Origin of the sequence: Nocardia sp. NPDC057668 (assembly GCF_042799795.1) — a bacterium.
GTDB lineage: Bacteria > Actinomycetota > Actinomycetes > Mycobacteriales > Mycobacteriaceae > Nocardia.
The window spans coordinates 182695-205386 of record NZ_JBHVIC010000005.1 but is presented as its reverse complement, the minus strand read 5'-3'; the positions used below and the strand labels follow the sequence as shown (position 1 = coordinate 205386).

The window sequence follows — 22692 nt, the reverse complement described above, 5'->3', positions numbered from 1 at the left end:
GGACCGGCGACTGCCGGACAGCTCGGCGGCGGTTTACCAGTAGGTGCCGGGGACCAGGCGGGCCGCCTTGCGCAGGGCGGTGCCGGTCACCCGGACCACGGTGGGCGGGGTGCGGCGGTGGCGTTGGGGGACAACGATTTCCGCGTCCTCGGTTTCGGGTTCCTCCACCACCTCGCCCTTGGCGGCGGGGGAGTCGCCGATCGAGCGGTAGTAGCGGTGCAGGACCCGTTCCTTGATGCCGGGGGCGAACATCTGGCCGTACTCGGCCAGGGTGCCGAGGGGGACGTCGATCCGGCGGGGGCGTTCGCTCAGGGCGCGCACGATGAGGGCGGCCGCCCATTCCGGGGACTGGACGGGGGAGCCCTGATCGCCGCTGGGGGCGATCATGGGGGTGCGGACCAGGGGCATGTGGATCGTGGTGAAAGTGACGTTGTCCGAGAGCATTTCGATCGCGGTCACCTCGGCGAACTTGTCCAGGGCGGCCTTGCTGGCCAGGTAGGCCGCGAAGCGCGGCGAGGCGACCTGCACGCCCGCGCTGGAGATGTTCACGATGTGGCCGGACTTGCGCTCGCGCATCTGCGGCAGCAGGGCCAGGGTCATGCGCACCGCGCCGAAGTAGTTCACCGCCATGGTCCGCTCGAAATCGTGCATGCGATCGGTGGAGCGGTGCACGGCCCGGCGAATCGAGCGCCCGGCATTGTTGACCAGCATGTCCACGTGGCCGTGCGCGGCCAGCAGCAGGGTGACCGCGCGGTCCGCGGATTCGGGATCGGTGACGTCGCACTGGTACCCGTGCGCCTGCCCGCCGGCCGCCCGGATCTCCGCGACCACGGCCTCGAGTTCGTCCTCGCGGCGGGCGAGCAGCAGGACCACCGCGCCCTTCTCGGCCACGGCCAGGGCGGCCGAGCGCCCGATGCCGGACGAGGCGCCGGTGATCACGACGTGCTTGCCGGTCAGATCGCGACCGGCACGCCGGCGGGCCAGGTAGCCGTTGCCGTTGGCGGCGGAGGTATCGCTCATCGCTGCTCCCTCGAGGAATCGATTTGCCTCGAACTTACTCCAAAGTAAGTTCCGTGGCCAGGGTGGCGTCGTGAGAGTTTCCGGACCGGTCCGGACACGCCGAATCGAGTGATTACAGACCGTTCGGTTGGGTCTCCTGCAATGCTTCGGAAGATCGAATGTATGTTCGACACTCGAGCAAGATCGAGGCAGAGGAGGGACCGTGGGCTGGCACAACGGTCCGCCGACCTGGTCGGAACTCGAACGCGTGCTCTCCGGCCGCCCCGCCCCGGCCCGCGAGATCGAGGGCGACGGCGGCGACAGCCCGGCCTGGTCCCGCAAACGCGAGAAGTACGAACCGGGCGCACTGGCCCGTGCCGCCGGACCGGGCGTGCCCTACGCCGAACTGCACACCCACTCCGCCTACAGCTTCCTGGACGGCGCGAGCCAGCCCGAGGAACTGGTCGAGGAAGCGGTGCGCCTGGGCCTCGAGGCGCTCGCGCTCACCGATCACGACGGGTTCTACGGGGTGGTGCGCTTCGCCGAGGCCGCCCGCGAATGGGGCATGCCGACGGTCTTCGGCGCGGAACTGTCCCTGGGCACCGCCGCCCGCGCGGGCGCGCACCTGGCCCCGCGCGGCACCCGCCGGGGACGCGGGCGCGCCGAGGAGGACAGCGGCGACTCCGCCCCGCGCACCGGCGCGCCCGATCCGGCCGGACCGCACCTGCTGGTGCTCGCGCGCGGGCAGGAGGGCTATCGCCGGCTGTCCCGGGAAATGGCGACCGCGCACATGGCGGCGGGGGAGAAGGGCATCCTGCGCTACGACCTGGACCGGCTCACCGAAGCCGCGGGCGGGCACTGGCACATCCTCACCGGCTGCCGCAAGGGCACCGTGCGCCAGGCGCTCCAGCAGAGCGACGCCGCCGCCGAAGCCGAATTGCGGGAACTGGTCGAAAGATTCGGCCGCGAGCACGTCAGCGTCGAGCTCACCCACCACGGCATTCCCGAGGACGACGAGCGCAACGCCCGGCTCATCGCCCTCGCCGATCGCCTGGGGCTGCCCGTACTCGCCACCACCGGAGCGCATTTCGCCGCCCCGCCGCACCGGCGCCGGGCCATGGCGCTGGCCGCCATTCGCGCCCGCTCCAGCCTGGACGAGATGGCGGGCTGGCTCGCGCCCACCGGCGGCGCGCACCTGCGCTCTGGCACCGAGATGACACGGTTGTTCGCCCGGTGCCCGCGCGCGGTCGCCAATGCCGTTGCGCTGGCCCGCGAATGCGCCTTCGATCTGCGGCTGATCGCCCCGCAGCTGCCGCCGTTCGACGTGCCGCCCGGGCACGACGAGAACTCGTGGCTGCGCGAGCTGACCATGCGCGGCGCGGCCCGGCGGTACGGTCCGCGCGCGGGCAATCCGAAGGCGTACGAGCAGCTCGAACACGAACTGCGGGTCATCACCGAGCTGAAGTTCCCGGGGTACTTCCTGGTGGTGCACGACATCGTGGACTTCTGCCACACCAACGACATCCTGTGCCAGGGCCGGGGTTCGGCGGCGAACTCGGCCGTCTGCTACGCCATCGGCATCACCAATGTCGATCCGGTCGCCAACAAGCTGCTCTTCGAACGGTTCCTCGCGCCTGAGCGGGACGGGCCGCCCGATATCGACGTCGACATCGAATCCGATCGGCGCGAGGAGGCTATTCAGCACGTCTACGCCAAGTACGGGCGCGAATACGCCGCGCAGGTGGCCAACGTGATCACCTATCGCGGGCGGTCGGCGGTGCGCGATGCCGCACGCGCGCTGGGATTCTCGCCCGGGCAGCAGGACGCGTGGAGCAAACAGGTGAGCCGCTGGAGCGGGGTGGCGAAGGAAGAGCACACCGATATTCCGGCGGACGTGCTCGGGCTGGCCGGTGAATTGGAAGGACTGCCCAGGCATTTGGGCATTCACTCCGGCGGCATGGTGATCTGCGATCGCCCCATCGCCGATGTCTGCCCCACCGAATGGGCGCGCATGGCCGGGCGCAGCGTTCTGCAATGGGACAAGGACGACTGCGCCGCAGCGGGTTTGGTGAAATTCGATCTGCTCGGGCTCGGCATGCTGTCCGCGCTGCACTACATGATCGACCTGGTGCGCGAGCACAAGGGCGAGACCGTGGAGCTGCATCAGCTCGACCTCGGCGAGGCCGCCGTGTACGACATGCTGTGCCGCGCCGACTCGGTCGGGGTGTTTCAGGTGGAATCGCGGGCGCAGATGGCGACCCTGCCGCGGCTGAAGCCGCGCAATTTCTACGACCTGGTGGTGGAGGTGGCGCTGATCCGGCCGGGGCCGATCCAGGGCGGATCGGTGCATCCCTACATCCGGCGGCGCAACGGCCGGGAGAAGGTCACCTACGACCATGCGGCGCTGGAGAATTCGCTCGAGCGCACCCTGGGTATTCCGCTGTTCCAGGAACAGCTCATGCAGATGGCGGTGGACATCGCCGGTTTCACCGCCGCCGAAGCGGATCAGCTGCGCCGTGCCATGGGGTCCAAGCGGTCGCCGGAGAAGATGGAGCGGCTGCGCGAGCGGTTCTACACCGGCATGCACGAGCTGCACGGCATCACCGGCGAGGTCGCGGACCGGATCTACGAGAAGGTCTACGCCTTCGCGAATTTCGGTTTCCCGGAGAGCCATTCGCAGAGTTTCGCCTCGCTGGTGTTCTATTCGTCGTGGTTCAAGCTGCATCATCCGGCGGCTTTCTGCGCGGGGCTGCTGCGCGCGCAGCCCATGGGGTTCTATTCGCCGCAGTCGCTGGTGGCCGACGCGCGCCGGCACGGGGTGGTGGTGCACGGGCCCGACATCAATCACAGCCTCGCCGAGGCGACGCTGGCCGCGGGCGGTACCCAGGTGCGGCTCGGGCTGGGCGCGGTGCGCACCATCGGCACGGAGCTGGCCGAACAGATCGTGGCCGCACGCGAATTCGGGCCGTACACCTCGTTCCGGAACCTCACCGGGCGAGTGGAATTGACCGTTCCGCAGGCCGAGGCACTGGCCACCGCGGGCGCGCTCGGCAGTCTCGGCGGCACCCGGCGCGCGGCACTGTGGGCGGCGGGCGCGGCGGCGGGGGAGCGGCCCGATCGGCTGCCCGGCATGGGCGCGGCGGTGGACGCGCCCGCGCTGCCCGGGATGAGCGCGCTGGAGTTGGCGGCGGCCGATGTGTGGGCCACCGGGGTCTCGCCCGGCAGCTATCCCACCGAGTTCCTGCGCGAACGGCTCGACGCGCTCGGCGTGGTGCCCGCCGATCAGCTGCTGGGCGTGCGCGACGGCACCCGGGTGCTGGTCGGCGGGGCGGTCACGCACCGGCAGCGGCCCGCCACCGCGGCCGGGGTCACCTTCCTGAATCTGGAGGACGAGACCGGCATGGTGAACGTGGTCTGCTCGGTCGGGCTGTGGGCGCGCTACCGCAGGCTCGTGCAGACCGCGCCGGCGCTGCTCATCCGGGGGCGGGTGCAGAACGCCGAGGGCGCGGTCACGGTGGTGGCCGATCACGTGCAGCGGATGGATCTGCGGATCGAGGCGCGCTCGCGCGACTTCCGCTGACAGCGAACGAATGTCACCGCGGGGATGGCTGTGTCGTCTATCCGGTGTTGCCGAGCAGTACTCGAACACAGGAGAACACCGTGAGCATCGACCTCATCAACCCCGCCGATCTGCACGATCCGACCGGCTTCGGGTACAGCCATATCGCCCGCGTGAGTGGGGAATTGGTCTTCATCGCGGGCCAGTACGACTCCGACGCGCACGGGCACACCGTCAACCCGGAGTTCGCCACCCAGGTGGACAACGCCTTCGCGAACCTCGGAAAGGCCTTGCGCGCGGTCGGTCTCGACTACGCCGACGTGGCGCAGCTGCGCACCTTCATCGTCGACCACGACCTGGACAAGCTCGCCGTGCTCGGCAGGAAGATCGCCGAGATCTGGGGCGACCGCCCGCCCGCCCAGACCCTGGCGGGCGTGGCCGCCCTGGCCCTGCCGGAAATGAAGTTCGAGGTGGACGCCACCGCCGTCCGATCCTGACCCGGCGGTGCGACGGCCCGGCCCGGTTCGCGACAATCGACCCGTCCCCACGGGTTCGGAAGGAGCGCGCGATGCCCATCGTGGTCCGGGCCGTCATCAAACCCAACAGCAGGAAAGGCCCCCTGGTGGAGTCCCTCCCCGACGGGACGCTCCAGCTCTACGTCCGGGCCCCCGCCGTGGAAGGCAAGGCCAACAAGGCTGCCCTGGAACTCCTGGCCGCCCACTACGGAGTCCCCAAGACCGCCGTCCGCCTGACCGCCGGGGCCACCTCCCGCTTCAAAAGGTTCGAGGTCGACCGCTGAGCGTGTGAACAGCCCTGAACCGAGCCGAACAGTCGGGCGTACTCGGCGACCCGGTCCCGGTGATGCGGATCGACCACCCGATCGGTTCCGGGACGGTGGCCCGCGGCTCTGCGCCGGTCAGAAGGATCTAGTACTGCAGTTCGGACCAGGGAATGTGGATCGGGAAGGGGAAATCGAAGTCGATGCCGTTGGTGTCGGTGGGAATCCATTCTCCGGCGGCGATGTAGTTGGCCGGGTGCAGCGGGTGCACCCCGTCCGGCAGTACAGCCGGTGTGGTCTGCAGGCCGAAGGCCCGGACCGTTGCTATCGCGCTGGCTTCCGCGGCCAGATGGACTTCCCAGTACCAGGGGATCCCCGCGCTCGCGTAGCGACCCTTCTTCGCCTCGATATCCGATCGAGTGTTGGAGGGGGACAAGACCTCTCCGACCAAGAGCGCGTCCGACGCGCGCACATCCTGGTATGGCTGGTCCAGGCAGCGATGGACGAGGAAATCCGGGGTCAGGAAGTTGGACTTCCCGGTGTGTCCCAGGAAGACATTCGTCTCGGTCGTTGCCTTCCAGCACTGCTCCGGCTGATGCGTCATCGCATCGCGCGCGCACGTCCGCAGGCCACTCCACAGCAGGTTGGTGAAAGTCTGATGCTCGGCGGGGCCGCGTCGTAGCCACACCACACGCCCGTCCCACAGCTCGATCTGCTCGGCGATCTCCTCCGGGAGCCGCTCGAGTTCTTCCCAGGTCATGAATTCCGGCAGTTCCGGTTGCGGGTGCGGGATGGCCACGTCATCAGGGTAATCAGGCATCTCCGCGGCCTCCCGGGGTTTACGCGCTGGGGACGGTTTCGTCCTGATTATCGCGTGTCCGCCCCGCCGGGAGACCGCTCACCTCGCCGAAGGGCACTACACCGCGCCCGGGAAGCCCTGTTGGCGCCAGGCCTCGTAGACGGCGACGGCGGCGGCGTTCGAGAGGTTCATCGAGCGGCGGCCGGGGAGCATCGGGATCCGGAGCTGGTCGGTGACGCGGGGGTCGGACAGGACCTCCGGGGGGAGGCCGGTGGGTTCGGGGCCGAACAGGAGGGCGTCGCCGTCGGCGTAGGTGATGTCGGTGTTGCGGGTCGTGGCGGCGGCGGTGAAGGCGAACACCCGGGCCGGCTGGATGGAATCCCATGCGGCGGTGAGGTTTCGGTGCACCGTCACCGAAGCGAGGTCGTGGTAGTCCAGTCCCGCCCGGCGTAGCTTGGGCTCGGATAGGTCGAAGCCCAGGGGTTCGATCAGGTGCAATCGGCACCCCGTCCCGGCGGCGAGCCGGATGGCGTTGCCGGTGTTGGGCGGGATGCGCGGCGAGAAGAACACAAGATGGAACACGCCCACCAGCATCGCAGAACAAGAGAACCGTACTGTTCGCGGCCGGTGCGTGCGCGTGGCGGCGGGGGAGCCGGGTCCGGCGGGGGCGGTTAAGCTTCCGGGCGTGAGTGCAGCACATGCCGCCCCGGAGAGCCGGGGCAGTCGTCTCGGCCAGGCCCTGCGTGACAACCTGCCCATGGTGGTGATCGCCCTGGTGCTGGTGGTGGCCGTGGTCTTTCTGGCCTGGGACCGGTGGCGGCGCGGCACCTTCTTCTTCGGGGGCGCGACGTTGCTCGCCGCAGCCTTCCGGCTACTGCTTCCGACCGAGCGCGTCGGGCTGCTCGCGGTCCGCAGCAAACCCTTCGACGTGACGTGGCTGGCGGTGCTGGGCAGCGCCATCATCGTGCTCGCCGCGACCATCAACAGCCTCGGTGTCACCTAGACTCGCGGGTAACTCGAGTCATGCCTGTTTCGTACGAATTATCCTGACGCACTGTCGGTTTCGTTAGGGTGACGGCTCCGTAACCCCGGTACCAATTACGGGACGAACTCGCATCGTCCACGTACCCTGTTAGGCATGACAGCGACCTTCGACGACATGGAACTGCGGGACCTGGTCGGCCTGCTCTCTCTCGAGGAACAGCGCGAACTTCGCCCCGCCGTACTCCGTGTCCTGCACCGTTTGCCCGATCAAGAAGTACTGCGCCGCGAACTCGGCCGCCGCCTCACCGAGGTCTGAGACTCGATACAGCAATCCCCCGGCAGCAGGCGCTCCCGGGGGATCATTTGTTTAGAGCTTTGCTACCGCAACTAACGGCGTGCGGCCCGGGCCAGCTCCATGGTCTGCACCATGAGTTTGCCCACCGCTTCGGTCTCGGTGAGGAATCCGTCGTGCCCGTCACGGGAACGCACGATCTCCAACCCCTTGCACCCGGGTAGTAGATCAGCCAGTTCCTGCTGCGTGCGCAGCGGATACAGCCGATCCGAGTCCACGCCGCCGACCACACACGGCACCGTGGTGGAGCCCAGCGCCGCCTCGATGCCGCCGCGCCCGCGGCCGACGTCGTGCCGGTTCATGGCCTCGGTGAGCAACACGTAGGTGGCCGGGTCGAACCGCGAGATGAGCTTGTCGGCCTGGTACTCCAGGTAGCTCTGCACCGCGTAACGCCCACCGTCCCAAGGGTTCTCGTCGCCCTGGGCGCGGTTCTCGAAGCGGTGGTCGAGCTCGCCCTCGGTCCGGTAGGTCAGATGCGCGATCCGCCGCGCGATGCCCATACCGGTCATCGGCGCGGTGCCGGTGCCGTGATAGGCCCCGCCCTGCCAGTCCGGATCGGACCGGATGGCCGCGATCTGGGTGGTCTGGGTTCCGATCTGATCTGCGGTGGCACGCGCGCCCACCGCCAGCACCAGGGCCGACCCGACCCGCTCGGGATAGCCGACCATCCACTCCAGCACCCGCATGCCGCCCATCGACCCGCCGACGACCGAGGCCAGCCGGTAGATGCCGAGCAGATCGAGCAACTGCGCCTCCGCGGTTACCTGATCGCGAATGCTGATCTCGGGAAAGCGTGCGCCCCAGGGCTTTCCGTCCGCGGCGAGCGACGCCGGTCCGGTGCTGCCCTTGCAGCCGCCGAGCACGTTCGTGGCGATGACACACCATTCGCGGGTGTCGACCGCCGCGCCCTCGCCGACGATGCCGTCCCACCAGCCGGGCTGGGCGTGCTGCACGTCGGCGGGGCCGACCACATGTGAATCGCCGGTGAGGGCGTGCTCGACGAGGATGACGTTATCCGCGTTCGCCGAGAGTTCGCCCCACCGCTGCACCGCCAGGCTCGCGTCGGGGATGACGGCGCCGTTCTCGAGCCGGACCTCCCCGATCGCAATGGTGCAGAGCGTCCCGTCGGGCGGCGGCAGCAAGATGTCCGCCGCTGGACGAGAGGTGCTCGATTCAATGCTCACTATCAGCTCGCTGCCGCAATCAGTCCCGCGCGCAAATCCGCCAGGATGTCGTCGATACCTTCGATACCCACGGCCAAACGCACCAGACCAGGGGTGACGCCGGACGCGAGCTGCTCTTCGGGAGTCAGCTGGGAGTGGGTGGTCGAAGCCGGATGAATCACGAGCGAGCGCACATCCCCGATGTTAGCGACATGGCTGTGCAGGACCAGCGCGTCCACGAACTTCTTGCCCGCATCGACACCACCGGCCAGCTCGAACGACACGATGGCGCTCACGCCCTTCGGTGCCAGCTGTTTGCCACGCTCGAACCAGGGGGAGTCGGGCAGGCCCGCGTAGTACACGGACTCCACCGCGTCGTGCCCGCTCAGGAACTCCGCGACGGCCTGGGCGTTGGCCACGTGCCGCTCGACCCGCAGGCTGAGCGTCTCGATGCCCTGGCTGATCAGGAAGGCGTTGAACGGCGAGACCGCCGCGCCGAGATCGCGCAGCAACTGCACGCGCGCCTTGAGCGCGTACGCCGGAGCGCCCAGGTCGGCGAACACCACACCGTGGTAGCTCGGGTCCGCGGTGGTGAAGCCGGGGAAGCGGGGCTTGCCGTCGGCGTCGGTCACGGTCCAGTCGAAGGTGCCGCCGTCCACGATGACGCCCGCGACGGCCGAACCGTGGCCGCCCAGGTACTTGGTCGCCGAGTGCACGACGATGTCCGCGCCGTGCTTCAGCGGCTGGATCAGGTACGGGGTGGCGACGGTGTTGTCCACGATCAGCGGAACGCCGGCCGCGTGCGCGATGCCCGCGATGCCCTCGATGTCGAAGATCGAGCTGCTCGGGTTGGCGACCGTCTCACCGTAGAAAGCCTTGGTGTTGGGCCGGACCGCGGCTTCCCACTGCGCCAGATCGTCCGGATCCTCGACGAAGCTGACCTCGATGCCGAGCTTGGGCAGCGAGTAGTGGAAGAGGTTGTAGGTGCCGCCGTACAGGTGCGGGCTGGACACGATGTGGTCGCCGGCCTCGGCGATGTTCAGGATCGCGTAGGTCTCCGCGGCCTGGCCCGACGACACCAGCAGCGCCGCGACGCCGCCCTCGAGGGCGGCCACGCGCTGCTCCACCGCGTCCTGGGTGGGGTTCATGATGCGGGTGTAGATGTTGCCCGGCTCGGCCAGGCCGAACAGCGCCGCCGCGTGATCGGTGTCGCGGAAGGCGTACGAGGTCGTCTGGTAGATCGGCAGGGCGCGCGCGCCCGTGGCCGGATCGGGGGCCTGCCCGGCGTGGATCTGCTTGGTCTCGAAGGACCAGTTCGCGGGATCGAGGTTGGCAGCGGGCGCGGTCGAGTCACTCATGATTACTGCTCCAGGAAGAATCGCCGTATACGGCGGAAGGCTTGGGTTATCGGAAGGCGAATTGGCTTCGACAACAACACATCTCGGTGCCTCCTACAGTGCGCTTGCGCTCGGCCTTCGAGCGCCCGGTCTTCACCCGGAGCACCCCACCGCAGCTGGAGGGTTGCCGATCAGCGAGCCGGGGCTTGGCGCTGATGCTCTTGACCTGTTTCGGGATTCTAACGGTGCTCGGCCGCGATGTCGGCAATGGGGTTACCCACACTCGGAACGGCGCAAATACGGACGAACTCGTGATAGGCGGTGACCACCGCGTCGGCCATGGCGCGCGCGGAGTCGGCCAGCACCCCGTCGCAGCTCTCGAGCTCGGCCTCGCACTCCACCCCGGCCCGCATGATGGCGTGCCAGGTGCCGGTGATGAGCCGCACGTGCAGTGAATCCGGCCCGGTGCCGAGCCGTTCGCCGAGCACGGTCGAGGTCTCGCGCATCTTGTAGTCCGCGGCGTCGAGACTGCGGGCGCGCACGGCGGGGGAGTGCCGAATGATGTTCTGCATCTGCTGGAACCAGCGGAACGGCAGCGGTTCGTCGCGGTCGATGATGCCCTCGATCATCTCCAGGTAGCTGTTCAGTAGCGCCTGGAGTTCATTGCCCGTGACGGGCTGTCGGCGCAGATTGTCCGCCAGCGTGCCGCCGAAATCCTCGATCGGCGCGATGACGATGTCTTCCTTGCTGTCGAAATACCTGTTCACGGTGCGCGGGGAGACATCGGCGGCATCGGCGATCTGTTCGACCGTGGTGGCGTCGAAGCCGTGCTCGTCGCACAGGCGCAGCGCCACGTCGATGACCCGGGTGCGGGTCTGCTGCTTCTTTCGCTCGCGCAGTCCCGTGCGGGCGGTCGGCGATGACGGCTCGAACATGTCCCGATGGTAGCGCGGACCCGAGCAATGCTGTCCATGTACGCCAACTGTCGCAGTCGGACATTTTTCTCTTGACGCCAATTGTCGCATGATGCCACGATGGGCTCGGCTGTTCGGAGCAATCGAGGAGTAGGTATGACCGGCGGGACGGCAACGCTCGAACCTGACGAAATATCAAGTGAGACAAAAAATTCCGCGCGATGGTGGGCCCTCGGCGTCATCGCCGTCGCGCAGCTGATCGTGGTGCTCGACGCCACCATCGTCACCATTTCGCTGCCCTTCGCCCAGCAGGACCTGGGCATCAGTGACGGCAACAAGCAATGGGTCCTGACGGCGTACACGCTGATCTTCGGCGGACTGCTGCTGCTCGGCGGCCGTCTGGCGGACTATCTCGGCCGCCGGCGCGTCTTCATCGCCGGCCTGGTCGGTTTCGCACTGGCCTCCGCACTGGCCGGGCTCGCGCAGAACGGCGCACAGCTGTTCGCCGGGCGTGGTCTGCAGGGCGCTTTCGCGGCGCTGCTCGCCCCGGCGGCGCTGTCCCTGGTGTCGGTGACCTTCACCGAGGCCAAGGAGCGGGCCAAAGCGTTCGGCGTCTTCGCCGGGGTCTCGGCGGGCGGCGCGGCCATCGGCCTCATCGCGGGCGGCGCGCTGACCGAATACGCCAGCTGGCGCTGGTGCCTGCTGGTGAACACCCCGATCGCGCTGCTCGCCGTGCTGGGCGCGCTCGCCTTCGTGGTCCGGGACGTACCGGCCCCGCGGACCGGCGGATACGACCTGCCGGGTGCGATCACCGGCACCCTCGGCCTGGTCGCGGTGGTGTACGGCTTCAGCCGCGCCGCCGAGGACGGCTGGCTGGCCGCCTCGACCCTCGGGCTGCTCGCCGGCGGCGCGGTGCTGCTGGCGCTGTTCGTTTTCATCGAATATCGCAGCTCGAATCCGCTGCTGCCGCTGCGTATTCCGGGTGAGATCAATCGCGGCGGGTCGTTCCTCGTGGCGCTGCTGGTGCCGATCGCCATGTTCGCCATGTTCCTGAACCTGAGCTTCTACATGCAGATGACCCTGGGGTACTCCGCGCTGAAGACCGGTTTCGCGTTCATGCCGTTCCCGCTGGGCATCACGATCTCCGCGGGCATCACCAGCGTGCTGCTGCCCAAGCTCGGGCCGCGCCCGCTCATGCTGGCCGGTGCGGTGCTCGGGGCGTCCGGCCTCGTGTACATGGCGCAACTCGACTTCGGTTCCAGCTACGCCGCGGTCGTGCTGCCCGCGATGACGCTGATCGCGCTCGGCATGGGCCCGCTGTTCGTCTGCATGCAGACCACCGCGCTGCACCAGGTCGACGACGAGGACTCCGGTGTGGCCAGTGCGCTGCTCAACGCCGCGCAGCAGGTCGGCGGGTCCATCGGCGTCGCGCTGCTCACCACGATCGCGGTGCAGGCCGCCGAGCGGTACGCCACCGACAATCCGACGGTCGACAACCTGGCGGCGCGGGCCGCGATCCACAGTTACGACGTGGCCTTCTACCTGGGCGCGGTGTTCTTCGTGATCGCGATCCCGGTGATCGCCTTCATGATTCGGGACAAGCCGTCGAACCTGCTCGAGGGCTCGGAACGCCCGGTGCACGCGGGCGTCTGAGGTCGGCGCCGGCCGTCGATGGTGGAGGCCCGTGGGCACCGATCCCTCGTCCCGTCACGGATTCGCGCCGTGACGGGGCGAGGCTTCGGGGACGGGCCGCAACGGCAGTGACGCGGCGCGGCGCATCGAAGCCGCCGCCCGGATCAGGCACGGGGCGGCAGGATCCACGCACTTCCCTGCGATCTCCCGACCGCCGCGGGCATCGACAAGCTCGCCGATCTGGAGTTGATCGAACACGGGGAGGCGGCCACGTGGCCGATCGGTCCACGGGAGACCGGTCGCGAGCCGCGGCGGGGCCGCAAGTCGATCGCAAGTCGTGGTCAACAGGGGCGGCTCATGGTGGGTCGCATGAGCATCACCACAGAACTACCGGCGACCGACAGCGACTTCCGCTGGCGGGCATACGCATTGATCGGGGGCGGTGTGCTGTTCGCGATCGGCAACGCGCTGCACCCGCTGCGGCACTCCGAGGAGTCCGAGCAGGCGGCGACCTGGGTCGCGGCGCACGTGAGCTTCAGCGCGGGCGCGGTCCTCATGGCCGCCGGCCTGCCGCTGGTGACCGCGGCCTGGCACTCGCTCGGCCGGCCGAGCATCGCGCGACTGGCCGCCGTCACCCGCGCACTGCTGTATGCCGGTCTGGCCGTGGCCATTCCGATCGGGGGCTATCACGAGGCGTTCGTGGCTCCCCGGCTGTCCCATCACGAACAGCACGCCATCGAGACCGCGGCCATGCCGGTGAACGGGCCGCTCGCGGCCTGCTTCCTCGTCGGCTTCCTGCTGCTGGCGGGCTGCGCGTTCGCGGCCCCGAACACCCTGCTGGCCCGGCCCGCGGCGGCGGTGCTCGTGGTGTCGGTGCTGGTGATGGGCGCGGCCGAAGGGCTGCCGGGCGCGGAGGGCCTGTGGATCATTCCCGGCACGATCGCGGTGGGTCTCGTCGTGGCGTTCGCCGGGGTGCGGGCGCTGCGGGACACGGACGCGAGCACGCCGCGGGCGGCGATGAGTTCCTGAGTGAGGGTGCCGTTTTCGGCCGGCCGGGCTCGCGCGTGCCTTCCGTGTGATGGCTCGGGTCGCGCGATCCCCGGGTACTGGGCAACCTCGCGCGCGGGGCCGTTGCCGTTGGGGTTGCGAAATCGGCTGGGCGCGCGATGCTTCAGCCGTGGTGATCGTGGAACTGCTCGGGGCGCTGTGTGTCCGGGTGGACGGGCGGCCCGCGGTGTTGCGCGGGCCGATGCAGGGCGCGGTGCTGGCGCGGCTGGTGGCGGCGGGCGGGGAGGTCGTGTCGGCCGATCGGCTGATCGACGATCTGTGGGCGGGCGCGCCGCCGCCCAAGGCGGCCGGGTCCTTGCAGGCGCACATCTCGCACCTGCGGCGCGCGCTCGAACCCGAACGACCCGCCCGGGCGCCCGCCCGCGTCGTGGTGTCGCGGACCCCCGGCTACGCGCTCCAGCTGCCCGCCGCCGCCGTCGACGTCTGGCACTTCGAGCGGCTGTTCGCCGACGCGGCGGGCCACACGGACCCCGACACCCGCCATCGTCTCCTGGACACCGCGCTCGCCCTGTGGCGCGGCCCGGCCTACGCCGCCTGCGCCGATGCCGCCTGGGTCGCCGCCGAGATCACCCGCGTCACCGATATGCGCTGGACCGCAATGGAACAGCGCGCGCAGGCAGCTCTGGACCTGGACCGCCCCGGCGACGTCGCCGCCACCCTGCCCCGCCTGCTCCACGAACAACCCGGCCGCGAGGAAGCCGTCCGCCTGCTGGCCCTGGCCCACTACCGCCTGGGCCGCCAGCTGGAGGCCCTGGCCGTCCTGCGCCGCGCCCGCACCACCCTCCACACCGATTTCGGCATAGACCCCGGCCCACCCCTGCGCGCCCTCGAGTCGGCGATCCTGGCCCACGATCCGGCCCTACTGCCGCAGCCGGCGCCCCGGGCGCCGACGGGCCCGGCCCGAGGGACGGCCGACCCCGCCGCACCGCCGATCATCCGCGGGGCTTCGAGTCCGCCCGGGCTCGAGCCGGTTTCGGATCCCATCGCGGCTCACACGGAGCCGCATCCCGCCACACCGCCCGATGACCCCGCGCCTCCGGGATCCGCCACCGTGCAGTCGCCGGTGCCCGGACAGCTGCCGATCCCCGTCTTTCCGGAGCAGGGAGCGGCGACCGGGCCGGGCCGCGTCATCCGCTCGGGATCGGAAGACACCGCCTCGCCGACAGAAGATCCCGCGATCCTGCGGGAGACGGAGTCCGCAGGTTCGGAGGAAGCGGCGGTCACCCCTGCAGAGTCACCGCCTGGGACGAAGCCCGAAACCATCGGCTCGCCGAGCCAGTCGGCCCTGTTGTTCACCCCCGCCCTCGAGGTGAACACCACCGCTTCGTTCGGAGACCGCCCACGCGTGCGTCCGGGTGCGATGGTCGGCTACGCCGCACAGCGCGCCGTCCTGCACGCCGCCGCCCGCGAAGCGGCCCGGGGTGGAGCGCGACTCGTCTGGATCGAAGGTGAAGCGGGAGCGGGCAAGTCGACCCTCGTCGGTTCGGTAGTCGGGGACCTGTCCGAGGCGGGCTGGCGGGTGGCGGTTGGCAGCTGCCCGGAGGTCGACGGCGCACCTGCCGGCTGGGCCTGGCAGCAGATCCACGACGAGTTGTTCTATGTGGCAGCAGAGTTGGAGTCGACGAGGACGACCCCCGTCACAGCTGTGCGGGCTCGCGGGGAGTCGGAGCCTGTCGGTCTGTCGTACCCGGCTCCGGAGGTCGACGGCGAGACCCCGAATGCCGGTGGTGCGGAGGCGAGTGCGCGTGGTGACGGATTCGTCTCCAGTGACGGCGAGGCGGATCTCTCTCGCGTTGGCCGGGTTGCCCATGGTGCGGGTGGAGTTTCGAACGCCGAGCCAACCGTGGAACAGGCTGCTGTTCAGGCAAGGGGTATCCCGAGCGTCGCATCGGATGCGGGCGTCGGTCGACCCACCTCGAGTGGTGGGCCGGAGCCCACTCGCGCGGATCGATACATCGCAGGCGCGGTTCGAGATTCGGGATCTCGTTCGCTGGGCGGAGGAATCGACTCGGATCGCGGGGCGGCGGGGGACACGGCGTTCGGGTTGGCTCGGACGGTGGCGGGGCGGTGTGCGTGGTGGGGGCGGCGGCAGCCGGTCGTGGTCGTGGTGGAGGACGTGCACCGGGCGGACGGGGCGACCTTGCAGATGTTGCGGCAGGTGGTGGCTTGGACGGCGGGGGCGCCGGTGTTGTTCGCGGTCACGGTGCGGGGGTCGGAGGTGCGGGACGAGATACGGGCCACCTCGGCGGCATTGGCGGCGGTGACCGTGGGGCGGTGTCGGCTCGGTGGGCTCGACGCCGGGTCGGTGCGGGCGGTCGCGGAGGGGGCGGGGCTGACCGGGATGGACGAGGACACCGTGCGGCTGGTGTGCGCGCGGACCGGGGGCAATCCGCTGTTCGTGGTCGAGCTGGCGAAACTCGCGGCGGCGGAGGGGGATCTGCTCGGGGTGCCGCCGGGGGTGCGGGATGTGCTGCACCGCAGGATCGCCCGGCTGCCGGACGCGGCGGCGCGGATGTTGCGGCTGTTGGCGGTGTGGGGCGAGACCGCCGAGTTCGGCGTACTGCCGGTGCTGCTCGACGAGAACGAGGACGCGCTGGCCGATCTGGTGGACACGGTCGTGGCGGCGGGACTGCTGCGCACCGAGGGCCGTCGAATCCGCTTCGGGCACGCGCTGATTCGCGACGCCGTCTACTCCGGGATTCCGGCCTTCCGGCGCGCCCGGATGCACGGGGACGCCCTGCGGGTGGCGGCCCGGGCGGCGGCGCCCGATGTGCACGCGCTCGCCCGTCACGCGCTGGCGGGCGGCGACGCGGTGCATCCCGACGCGGCTCTCGGCCACGTGGTGACCGCGGCCCGCCACAGCGTCGCCCGCCGGGCCTTCGCCGAGGCCACGCCGCTGTGGCAGGCGGCCCTGGAACTGCACGCCCTCGCCGGCCACCCCGAGGACGGCTCCGACCGGGCCGCCGGGACCGCCATCCTGGAGGCCCGCTGCGAGCTGGTCGGCGCACTGGCACACGGCGGCAACGACGCGGCCGCCCGGTCCCTGCGGCACCGGGCTCTCACCCTGGCGGAAGCTCTCGTCGGAACCTCGCCCGGGACAACGGAATCGGAGCGCGACTCGCCGGAGGCCGGGGCCGGCGCCTCCCGGACCGATCGCCCGGACGCCTGCGCTGCGGCTCGCGCTCCGCTCGGTTGGTCCGAGGGGTTGTCCGAGCCCCGGTTGTCGGGAGACCCGCGCGGGCCGAGTGAGTTCACCGGGGATCCGTTCGTGCCGCGTGAGTCCGCGGGGCCATCCGAGCCCTCGTTGTCGCCGGTGCCGCGCGAACTCGACACTGCGCGCGGGCCGTCCGATCCCCTCCGTTCGCCGTCACCCGCCGACTGGGAGTCGGTATCCCCGGTGCTCGGTGCGACCACGCCGCCGATCATCGCGGCGCACCTGGACCACGTCCGCGAAAGGGCCGACGCCACGCACCTCGCGCCCGACCCCGCCCGCGATCCGATCGCGTGCGCGCTCGGCTCGTGGCGAGCGCCGGTGATCTGGGAGACCCGGGACAAGCGGCTGCCCGACGCCCGGATGATCGACGCGCTGCGAACCGCGCTGGCCCGCGAACTCTCGCCCGGCGACCGGGTGCGGCTGCTGACGGCGCTGGTGTTCGAGGTCGAGGGCGACGACGACCCGCTCGCCCGGGCGGCCGCGGCCGAGGCGGTGCTCACCGCGCGGGCGCTCGGCGACGACGAAACGCTGTGCGCCGCACTGAATGCCAGGGCCTTCCTCGCGCTCGGTCCGGAGCTGTGGGACGAGCGGGCAGCGCTGACCGCCGAACTGCTCGCCGTCTCGACGGCCGCCGGACTGGTGGAGTTCCAGGCGGTCGCGCACTTCCTGGGCTGCCTCATCGCCTGCGGGTCGAACGATCTCCTGCGGGCGCGCGCCGAAGTGGATCGGGGACTGGAGTGCGCGACCGGCGGCCAGTTGAACCAGATGCTGACGGTGCTCTCGCTCTTCTCGGCGGTGCTCGCCGTCCTGAACGGCGACCTGGACACCGCCGGACGCGTCTATGCCGAACGCAGCGCGGAGATGATCGCCTCGGGCACCGCGAACGGCCCCGAACTGCTGCTCGTCTCGGGAATGATGCTCGGCTGGGCGCGCGGGGACCTGTCGGCACTGGCCGAACCCCTGGCCCGCGTGTACGAGGTCGCACCGCACGCCATGGTGTACCCGTACGTGGCCGCCCTGCTCGACGCGGGCGATGCCGACCGGGCCCGGACGGTGTTCGACGCCGCGGCCCCGGTCAAGCGCGACCACTACTGGTCGGTCATGGCGAGCTTCCGCGCGCGCGCCGCCCTCGGGCTGGGCGACAGCGCCGCGATCGCGGCGTGCTACCGCGACATGCTGCCGCGCGCGGGCACGATGGCGGGCTTGGACACCGGTTCGGTGGTGTACGGCCCCGTGGACGCCATGCTGGCCGAACTGGCGACAGCGCTCGGCGACGGATCCGCCGCCGCGTCGCATCGCGCGCGAGCGGCCGAGGTGGCGGCCGCCGTCGCGGCGCAGCTCGCCCGGATGCCCGCGCCCGGGCGCTGAGCCGTCGCGGGACGTCCGACCCCGCGGTGATACCGATCCGCACGCGACGTGACGTGGCTCCTACTCGCCGGTAACTGAGGGCGTGGTCCCGCACAGCGGGGGCTGCCCGCGCGGTGAGGTTCCTAGCAGCAGTACGCTCGTATTGCTTGGCGCTCCGGAATGCGGACCTGGTACCAGAGGCCCCGTAGGAAACGCCGGGCATATACGTTGTTTGTTGAACAGCCGGGGTCCCCGCTCACAAGCGTGCTCACCTGGCCGTGCAATGGGAGCACCACCTTCCTAGGAGGACACGAAGTCCATGTCCAAGATCAAGGTTGAAGGGACTGTCGTCGAGCTCGATGGCGACGAGATGACCCGGATCATCTGGCAGTTCATCAAGGACAAGCTGATCATCCCGTATCTCGATGTGAACCTCGAGTACTACGACCTCGGCATCGAGTACCGCGACAAGACCGATGATCAGGTCACCGTCGACGCGGCCAACGCCATCAAGAAGCACGGCGTGGGCGTGAAGTGCGCGACCATCACCCCGGATGAGGCCCGCGTCGAGGAGTTCGACCTCAAGAAGATGTGGCGGTCGCCGAACGGCACCATCCGCAACATTCTGGGCGGCACCATCTTCCGTGCGCCGATCATCATCTCCAACGTGCCGCGCCTGGTTCCGGGCTGGACCAAGCCGATCATCATCGGCCGCCACGCCTTCGGCGATCAGTACCGCGCCACCGATTTCAAGGTGCACCAGGCGGGCACCGTCACCCTGACCTTCACGCCCGAGGACGGCTCCGAGCCGATCCAGCACGAGGTCGTGCGCATGCCCGAAGACGGCGGCGTGATCATGGGTATGTACAACTTCCAGGAGTCCATCCGGGACTTCGCGCGGGCCTCGCTGAACTACGGCCTGCAGCAGAACTACCCGGTGTACCTCTCCACGAAGAACACCATCCTCAAGGCCTACGACGGCATGTTCAAGGACACCTTCGAAGAGGTGTACCAGAACGAGTTCAAGGACGAGTTCGACGCTCAGGGCCTGACCTACGAGCACCGGCTCATCGACGACATGGTCGCCTCCGCGCTCAAGTGGGAGGGCGGCTACGTCTGGGCCTGCAAGAACTACGACGGCGACGTGCAGTCCGACACCGTGGCGCAGGGCTTCGGCTCGCTGGGCCTGATGACCTCGGTGCTGCTGACCCCGGACGGCCGCACCTGTGAGGCCGAGGCCGCGCACGGCACGGTCACCCGGCACTACCGTCAGCACCAGCAGGGCAAGCCCACCTCCACCAACCCGATCGCCTCGATCTTCGCGTGGACCCGTGGCCTGGCGCATCGCGGCAAGCTGGACAACACCCCCGAGGTCATCGGCTTCGCCCAGACCCTCGAGGATGTCGTCATCAAGTCCGTCGAGGACGGGCAGATGACCAAGGATCTCGCGCTGCTCGTCGGCGGCGACCAGGGCTACCTGACCACCGAGGAGTTCCTCGGCGTGCTGGACGCCAACCTGGCCCGCACCCTGCGCTGATCGAACTCCGCGGGATTCTCGGGGGTTCCCCCGAAGGCCAAGGAGCGCAGCACCTTTCGGGATACACCCCGAAAGTGAAGGACGTCATCGATGTCCGAGTAGAAAGTCGCGCCGGCGTGAACAGCGGCGCAGCGGCGAAACGATGGCGGCCGGGACCGATCGTCCCGGCCGGAACCATCGCGCCGAGCATCCGGGCACCTGCCTCCGCGAGTACGTGGAACAGCGGGTGCCCGAACTGTTTTCGGCGTCCGTACCGCCGTGCTGCCCGCGATTCCGTTGCGGGTGATAAGAACTGGGCATGGGTAAGGTTCGTGCGCTGCCGTCGCGGCATCGGCTGTGGATTCGGCTGGGGTGGGTGCTCGCGGTGGCATCGCTGGGGATGTCGGTGCTGTGCTTCGTTCTGGCGTCGAGGGCGGACGGCCCGAGATGCGGGCCCGACGAACCCCGCGGGGATTGCCTGGCGAGTACGGACGCGGCCCAGTTGCCGCTACTGCTCGGCGGCGGCTTCGTCCTGGCCACCGTGCTCGCGCTCGCCGGGGTGCTGGGCCTGCGCAAGATGCTCGTCGCCGCGGCCGCCGCACAGGGCAAACGATAATGGCGAGATTTATCTGTTACCGGCGGTAGCGCACACTATGGCCCATGTGTCAGGCTGAAGCGGTATTGCCGGAGCGCTGGAGGTGCAGGTCAATGGGGACCGACGTAGCCATTCGTATTTCGGAATTTCGCCGGGGGAAGCTCGTTTTCCCGGTCATCGACTCGGGGCCGGTGGACGGGGAACCCGTCCTGCTGCTGCACGGGTGGCCGCAGGACTCACGGAGCTGGGACGCGGTCGCGCCGCTGCTGCACGCGGCGGGGTACCGGACGTTCGCGCCGGACCTGCGCGGGTCGGTGGCCAGTGCGGCGCCGCGGTGGCGGTGGCAGTACCGGCTCGAGGAACTCGCCGGGGACGTCGCGGCCATGATCGAGCAGATCGGGCGGCCGGTGCACCTGGTCGGGCACGACTGGGGTGCGGCGCTGGCGTGGGCCGTCGCCGGATCGGGGCAGGCCGGGCTGAAATCCATGGCGGCGTTGTCGATTCCGCATCCGGGAGCCTTCGCGCGCGCGGTGCTCACCAGTCGCCAGGTGGTCGCGTCCTGGTACATGTACGCCTTCCAGGTGCCGCTGCTGCCCGAATTGACCCTGCGGACAGGCGTTTTCCGCCGGATCCTCGGCGAACTCGGGCAGACCGAGGAACACATCCGGCGCGATTCGGACCGCGTGCGCGACCGCGCGATCGCCCGCGGCGGCCTGCACTGGTACCGCGCGATGCTGCTGTCCTCCCCGCGCGTGCTGACCGCCCGGGTCGCGGTTCCGACCCTGCAGATCTGGAGCAGCGGCGACACCGCGGTGCTGGAGAGCGGGATACGACTGACCGAGCGGTTCGTGGACGGCCCGTTCCGCCTCGAGATCCTGCCCGGCGTCTCACATTGGATTCCGGAGGAAGCGCCCGGGGACGCCGCACGGCTGCTCGTGGAGCATTTCGAGTCGGCCGGCGCCGCGCGCTGAGGCACTCTTCGGCGCCCGCCGTGGTACCGGGCCGTGCCCGTCGTGCCGCGGCCGGTGACTGTCGTCCCGAGACTCCCGGTGCTGTCGTCCGGGCCACGCGGTACCCGATCGCGTCGCGCCGGCCGGGCGTTCATGTGCCTGATCGCCGCGGGTGAGTGGGCTCACGCCGAAAGCGGGATGGGGGAGATGCGCCGGGGTGTTGCGCACGTTCATGGCTAACTCTGTGCCCGGCGGGGATGTGGCGGTCGAGACGGCGGTGGCCGCTGCGCCCGAGACGGCGGTGGCCCCCGCACCGGAGAGCGAGCGGCGGTGGCCGATCGCGGCGATGCTCGCGCTCGCGCTGGGCGGTTTCGGGATCGGGACGACCGAGTTCGTCACGATGGGTTTGCTGCCCGATATCGCGGGAGCCATGGACGTCTCTGAACCGGTTGCGGGGCATGTGGTTTCCGCGTACGCGCTGGGCGTGGTCGTCGGTGCGCCGGTGATCGCCGCCATGGCCGCGCGGGTCGATCGCAAGAAGCTGCTGATCTGGCTCATGGTGGCGTTCACCCTGGGAAACGTGGCCACCGTCCTCGCGCCGAGCTTCGCGACGCTGACCGCGGCGCGCTTCGTGTCCGGCCTGCCGCACGGCGCGTATTTCGGCGTCGCGTCACTGGCCGCGGCCTCGCTCGCGCCGGTGGGCCAGAGGGCCAAGGCGGTTGCGGCGGTTATGCTGGGTTTGAGCGCCGCCAATGTTGTCGGCGTTCCCAGCGCCACTTGGCTCGGTCAGCATCTGGGCTGGCGGGACGCCTTCGTGGTCGTCGCCTTCATCGGTCTGGCCACTGTCGCCGCCATTTCTCGTTACGTGCCGCATCTGCACGGGATTCGCCTTACCGACCCGCGGACCGAGCTGGGTGCGCTGCGGCGCCCGCAGGTGCTGCTGACCCTGCTGGTCGGCGCGGTCGGCTTCGGCGGCATGTTCGCGGTCTACACCTACATCACCACCACGCTCACCGATGTGGCCGGCATGCGGGTGGGCCTGGTGCCCATCGTGCTCATGCTCTTCGGCCTCGGCATGGTCGCGGGCAACATCCTGGGCGGCGTGCTCGCCGATCGCGGCGTGGACCGCGCGATTCTCGGCGGGCTGATCTGCATGGTCGTCATCCTGGCCGCCTTCATCGCGGCTGCGCACAATCCGTTCACGGCCGCGGCCGGGGCGTTCTTCGTGGGCGCGTCCGGCGCGGCGCTCGCTCCCGCCCTGCAGACCCGGCTCATGGACGTCGCGCACGACGCGCAGACCCTGGCGGCCGCGCTCAATCACGCGGCCCTCAACATCGCCAACGCGGCGGGCGCGTGGCTGGGCGGTCTGGTGATCGCGGCGGGCTTCGGTTACACCGCCCCGGCACTGGTGGGTACGCTGCTGGCCGTCGCGGGTGTGCTGCTGTTCACCGTGACCCTGTGGGCCGCTCGCCGCAGCGCCTGACG

General features: G+C 69.9%; 18 protein-coding genes and 1 riboswitch. Of the genes, 12 read left to right on the top strand and 6 right to left on the bottom strand.

The window, feature by feature from the left end; genetic code table 11:
- Window positions 1-33: 33 nt before the first annotated feature.
- The gene (locus ACFVBH_RS28545) at window positions 34-1020 is read right to left on the bottom strand and encodes an SDR family NAD(P)-dependent oxidoreductase (RefSeq protein ID WP_379006191.1); all 987 of its coding nucleotides are present in this window, start codon (window positions 1018-1020) and stop codon (window positions 34-36) included.
- A gap of 202 nt (window positions 1021-1222) precedes the next feature.
- On the opposite strand from ACFVBH_RS28545, the gene ACFVBH_RS28540 reads away from it, so the two are divergent.
- The 3 genes from ACFVBH_RS28540 to ACFVBH_RS28530 all read left to right on the top strand — a co-directional run bounded on the left by ACFVBH_RS28540 (window position 1223) and on the right by ACFVBH_RS28530 (window position 5357).
- Window positions 1223-4579 carry an error-prone DNA polymerase gene (locus ACFVBH_RS28540; RefSeq protein ID WP_379006189.1) on the top strand — a complete coding sequence of 1119 codons (3357 nt, stop codon included), beginning with the start codon at window positions 1223-1225 and terminating at the stop codon, window positions 4577-4579.
- An 80-nt stretch (window positions 4580-4659) separates the two neighbouring features.
- On the top strand, window positions 4660-5055 hold the full coding sequence (locus ACFVBH_RS28535) for a Rid family hydrolase (RefSeq protein WP_354988793.1): 396 nt from the start codon (window positions 4660-4662) through the stop codon (window positions 5053-5055).
- A 71-nt stretch (window positions 5056-5126) separates the two neighbouring features.
- Entirely contained in the window at window positions 5127-5357 is a 231-nt protein-coding gene (locus tag ACFVBH_RS28530) for a DUF167 domain-containing protein (RefSeq protein ID WP_354988794.1), read from the top strand.
- Between the two features lie 127 nt (window positions 5358-5484).
- Here ACFVBH_RS28530 and ACFVBH_RS28525 read toward each other — a convergent pair whose 3' ends face one another.
- Window positions 5485-6096, bottom strand: coding sequence for a Uma2 family endonuclease (locus tag ACFVBH_RS28525; protein WP_379006930.1), 612 nt, complete (start codon window positions 6094-6096; stop codon window positions 5485-5487).
- A gap of 156 nt (window positions 6097-6252) precedes the next feature.
- Window positions 6253-6729, bottom strand: a complete 477-nt coding sequence (locus ACFVBH_RS28520) for a tRNA (cytidine(34)-2'-O)-methyltransferase (protein WP_379006185.1) — start codon at window positions 6727-6729, stop codon at window positions 6253-6255.
- 163 nt (window positions 6730-6892) lie between these two features.
- Here ACFVBH_RS28520 and ACFVBH_RS28515 point away from each other — a divergent pair, with 163 nt between their 5' ends.
- A complete protein-coding gene (locus tag ACFVBH_RS28515; RefSeq protein WP_354988805.1) occupies window positions 6893-7138 on the top strand; it encodes a DUF3017 domain-containing protein in 246 nt (81 codons plus the stop codon).
- A gap of 135 nt (window positions 7139-7273) precedes the next feature.
- Window positions 7274-7435, top strand: a complete 162-nt coding sequence (locus ACFVBH_RS28510) for a hypothetical protein (protein ID WP_354988797.1) — start codon at window positions 7274-7276, stop codon at window positions 7433-7435.
- A 71-nt stretch (window positions 7436-7506) separates the two neighbouring features.
- On the opposite strand, the gene ACFVBH_RS28505 is transcribed toward ACFVBH_RS28510, so the two are convergent.
- The 3 genes from ACFVBH_RS28505 to ACFVBH_RS28495 form a co-directional block, all read right to left on the bottom strand.
- The gene (locus tag ACFVBH_RS28505) at window positions 7507-8616 is read right to left on the bottom strand and encodes a homoserine O-acetyltransferase (RefSeq protein WP_354988806.1); all 1110 of its coding nucleotides are present in this window, start codon (window positions 8614-8616) and stop codon (window positions 7507-7509) included.
- Between the two features lie 41 nt (window positions 8617-8657).
- Window positions 8658-9992, bottom strand: coding sequence for a bifunctional o-acetylhomoserine/o-acetylserine sulfhydrylase (locus ACFVBH_RS28500; RefSeq protein ID WP_379006182.1), 1335 nt, complete (start codon window positions 9990-9992; stop codon window positions 8658-8660).
- Between the two features lie 95 nt (window positions 9993-10087).
- Window positions 10088-10198, bottom strand: a riboswitch (SAM riboswitch).
- A 12-nt stretch (window positions 10199-10210) separates the two neighbouring features.
- Window positions 10211-10906: a TetR/AcrR family transcriptional regulator gene (locus tag ACFVBH_RS28495; RefSeq protein ID WP_379006180.1), complete on the bottom strand. Its 696-nt coding sequence runs from the start codon at window positions 10904-10906 to the stop codon at window positions 10211-10213.
- Window positions 10907-11041: 135 nt separating this feature from the next.
- On the opposite strand from ACFVBH_RS28495, the gene ACFVBH_RS28490 reads away from it, so the two are divergent.
- The 7 genes from ACFVBH_RS28490 to ACFVBH_RS28460 all read left to right on the top strand — a co-directional run bounded on the left by ACFVBH_RS28490 (window position 11042) and on the right by ACFVBH_RS28460 (window position 22690).
- Entirely contained in the window at window positions 11042-12538 is a 1497-nt protein-coding gene (locus tag ACFVBH_RS28490; protein ID WP_354988800.1) for an MFS transporter, read from the top strand.
- 348 nt (window positions 12539-12886) lie between these two features.
- Entirely contained in the window at window positions 12887-13546 is a 660-nt protein-coding gene (locus tag ACFVBH_RS28485; protein WP_379006177.1) for a hypothetical protein, read from the top strand.
- 148 nt (window positions 13547-13694) lie between these two features.
- Complete coding sequence (locus ACFVBH_RS28480) at window positions 13695-18167, top strand: BTAD domain-containing putative transcriptional regulator (RefSeq protein WP_379006175.1); 4473 nt, start codon at window positions 13695-13697, stop codon at window positions 18165-18167.
- Between the two features lie 298 nt (window positions 18168-18465).
- On the top strand, window positions 18466-19683 hold the full coding sequence (locus ACFVBH_RS28475) for an NADP-dependent isocitrate dehydrogenase (protein ID WP_354990369.1): 1218 nt from the start codon (window positions 18466-18468) through the stop codon (window positions 19681-19683).
- Between the two features lie 298 nt (window positions 19684-19981).
- On the top strand, window positions 19982-20278 hold the full coding sequence (locus ACFVBH_RS28470; RefSeq protein WP_379006171.1) for a hypothetical protein: 297 nt from the start codon (window positions 19982-19984) through the stop codon (window positions 20276-20278).
- Between the two features lie 92 nt (window positions 20279-20370).
- Complete coding sequence (locus tag ACFVBH_RS28465) at window positions 20371-21228, top strand: alpha/beta fold hydrolase (RefSeq protein ID WP_379006168.1); 858 nt, start codon at window positions 20371-20373, stop codon at window positions 21226-21228.
- Between the two features lie 211 nt (window positions 21229-21439).
- On the top strand, window positions 21440-22690 hold the full coding sequence (locus tag ACFVBH_RS28460; protein WP_379006166.1) for an MFS transporter: 1251 nt from the start codon (window positions 21440-21442) through the stop codon (window positions 22688-22690).
- Window positions 22691-22692 lie beyond the last annotated feature (2 nt).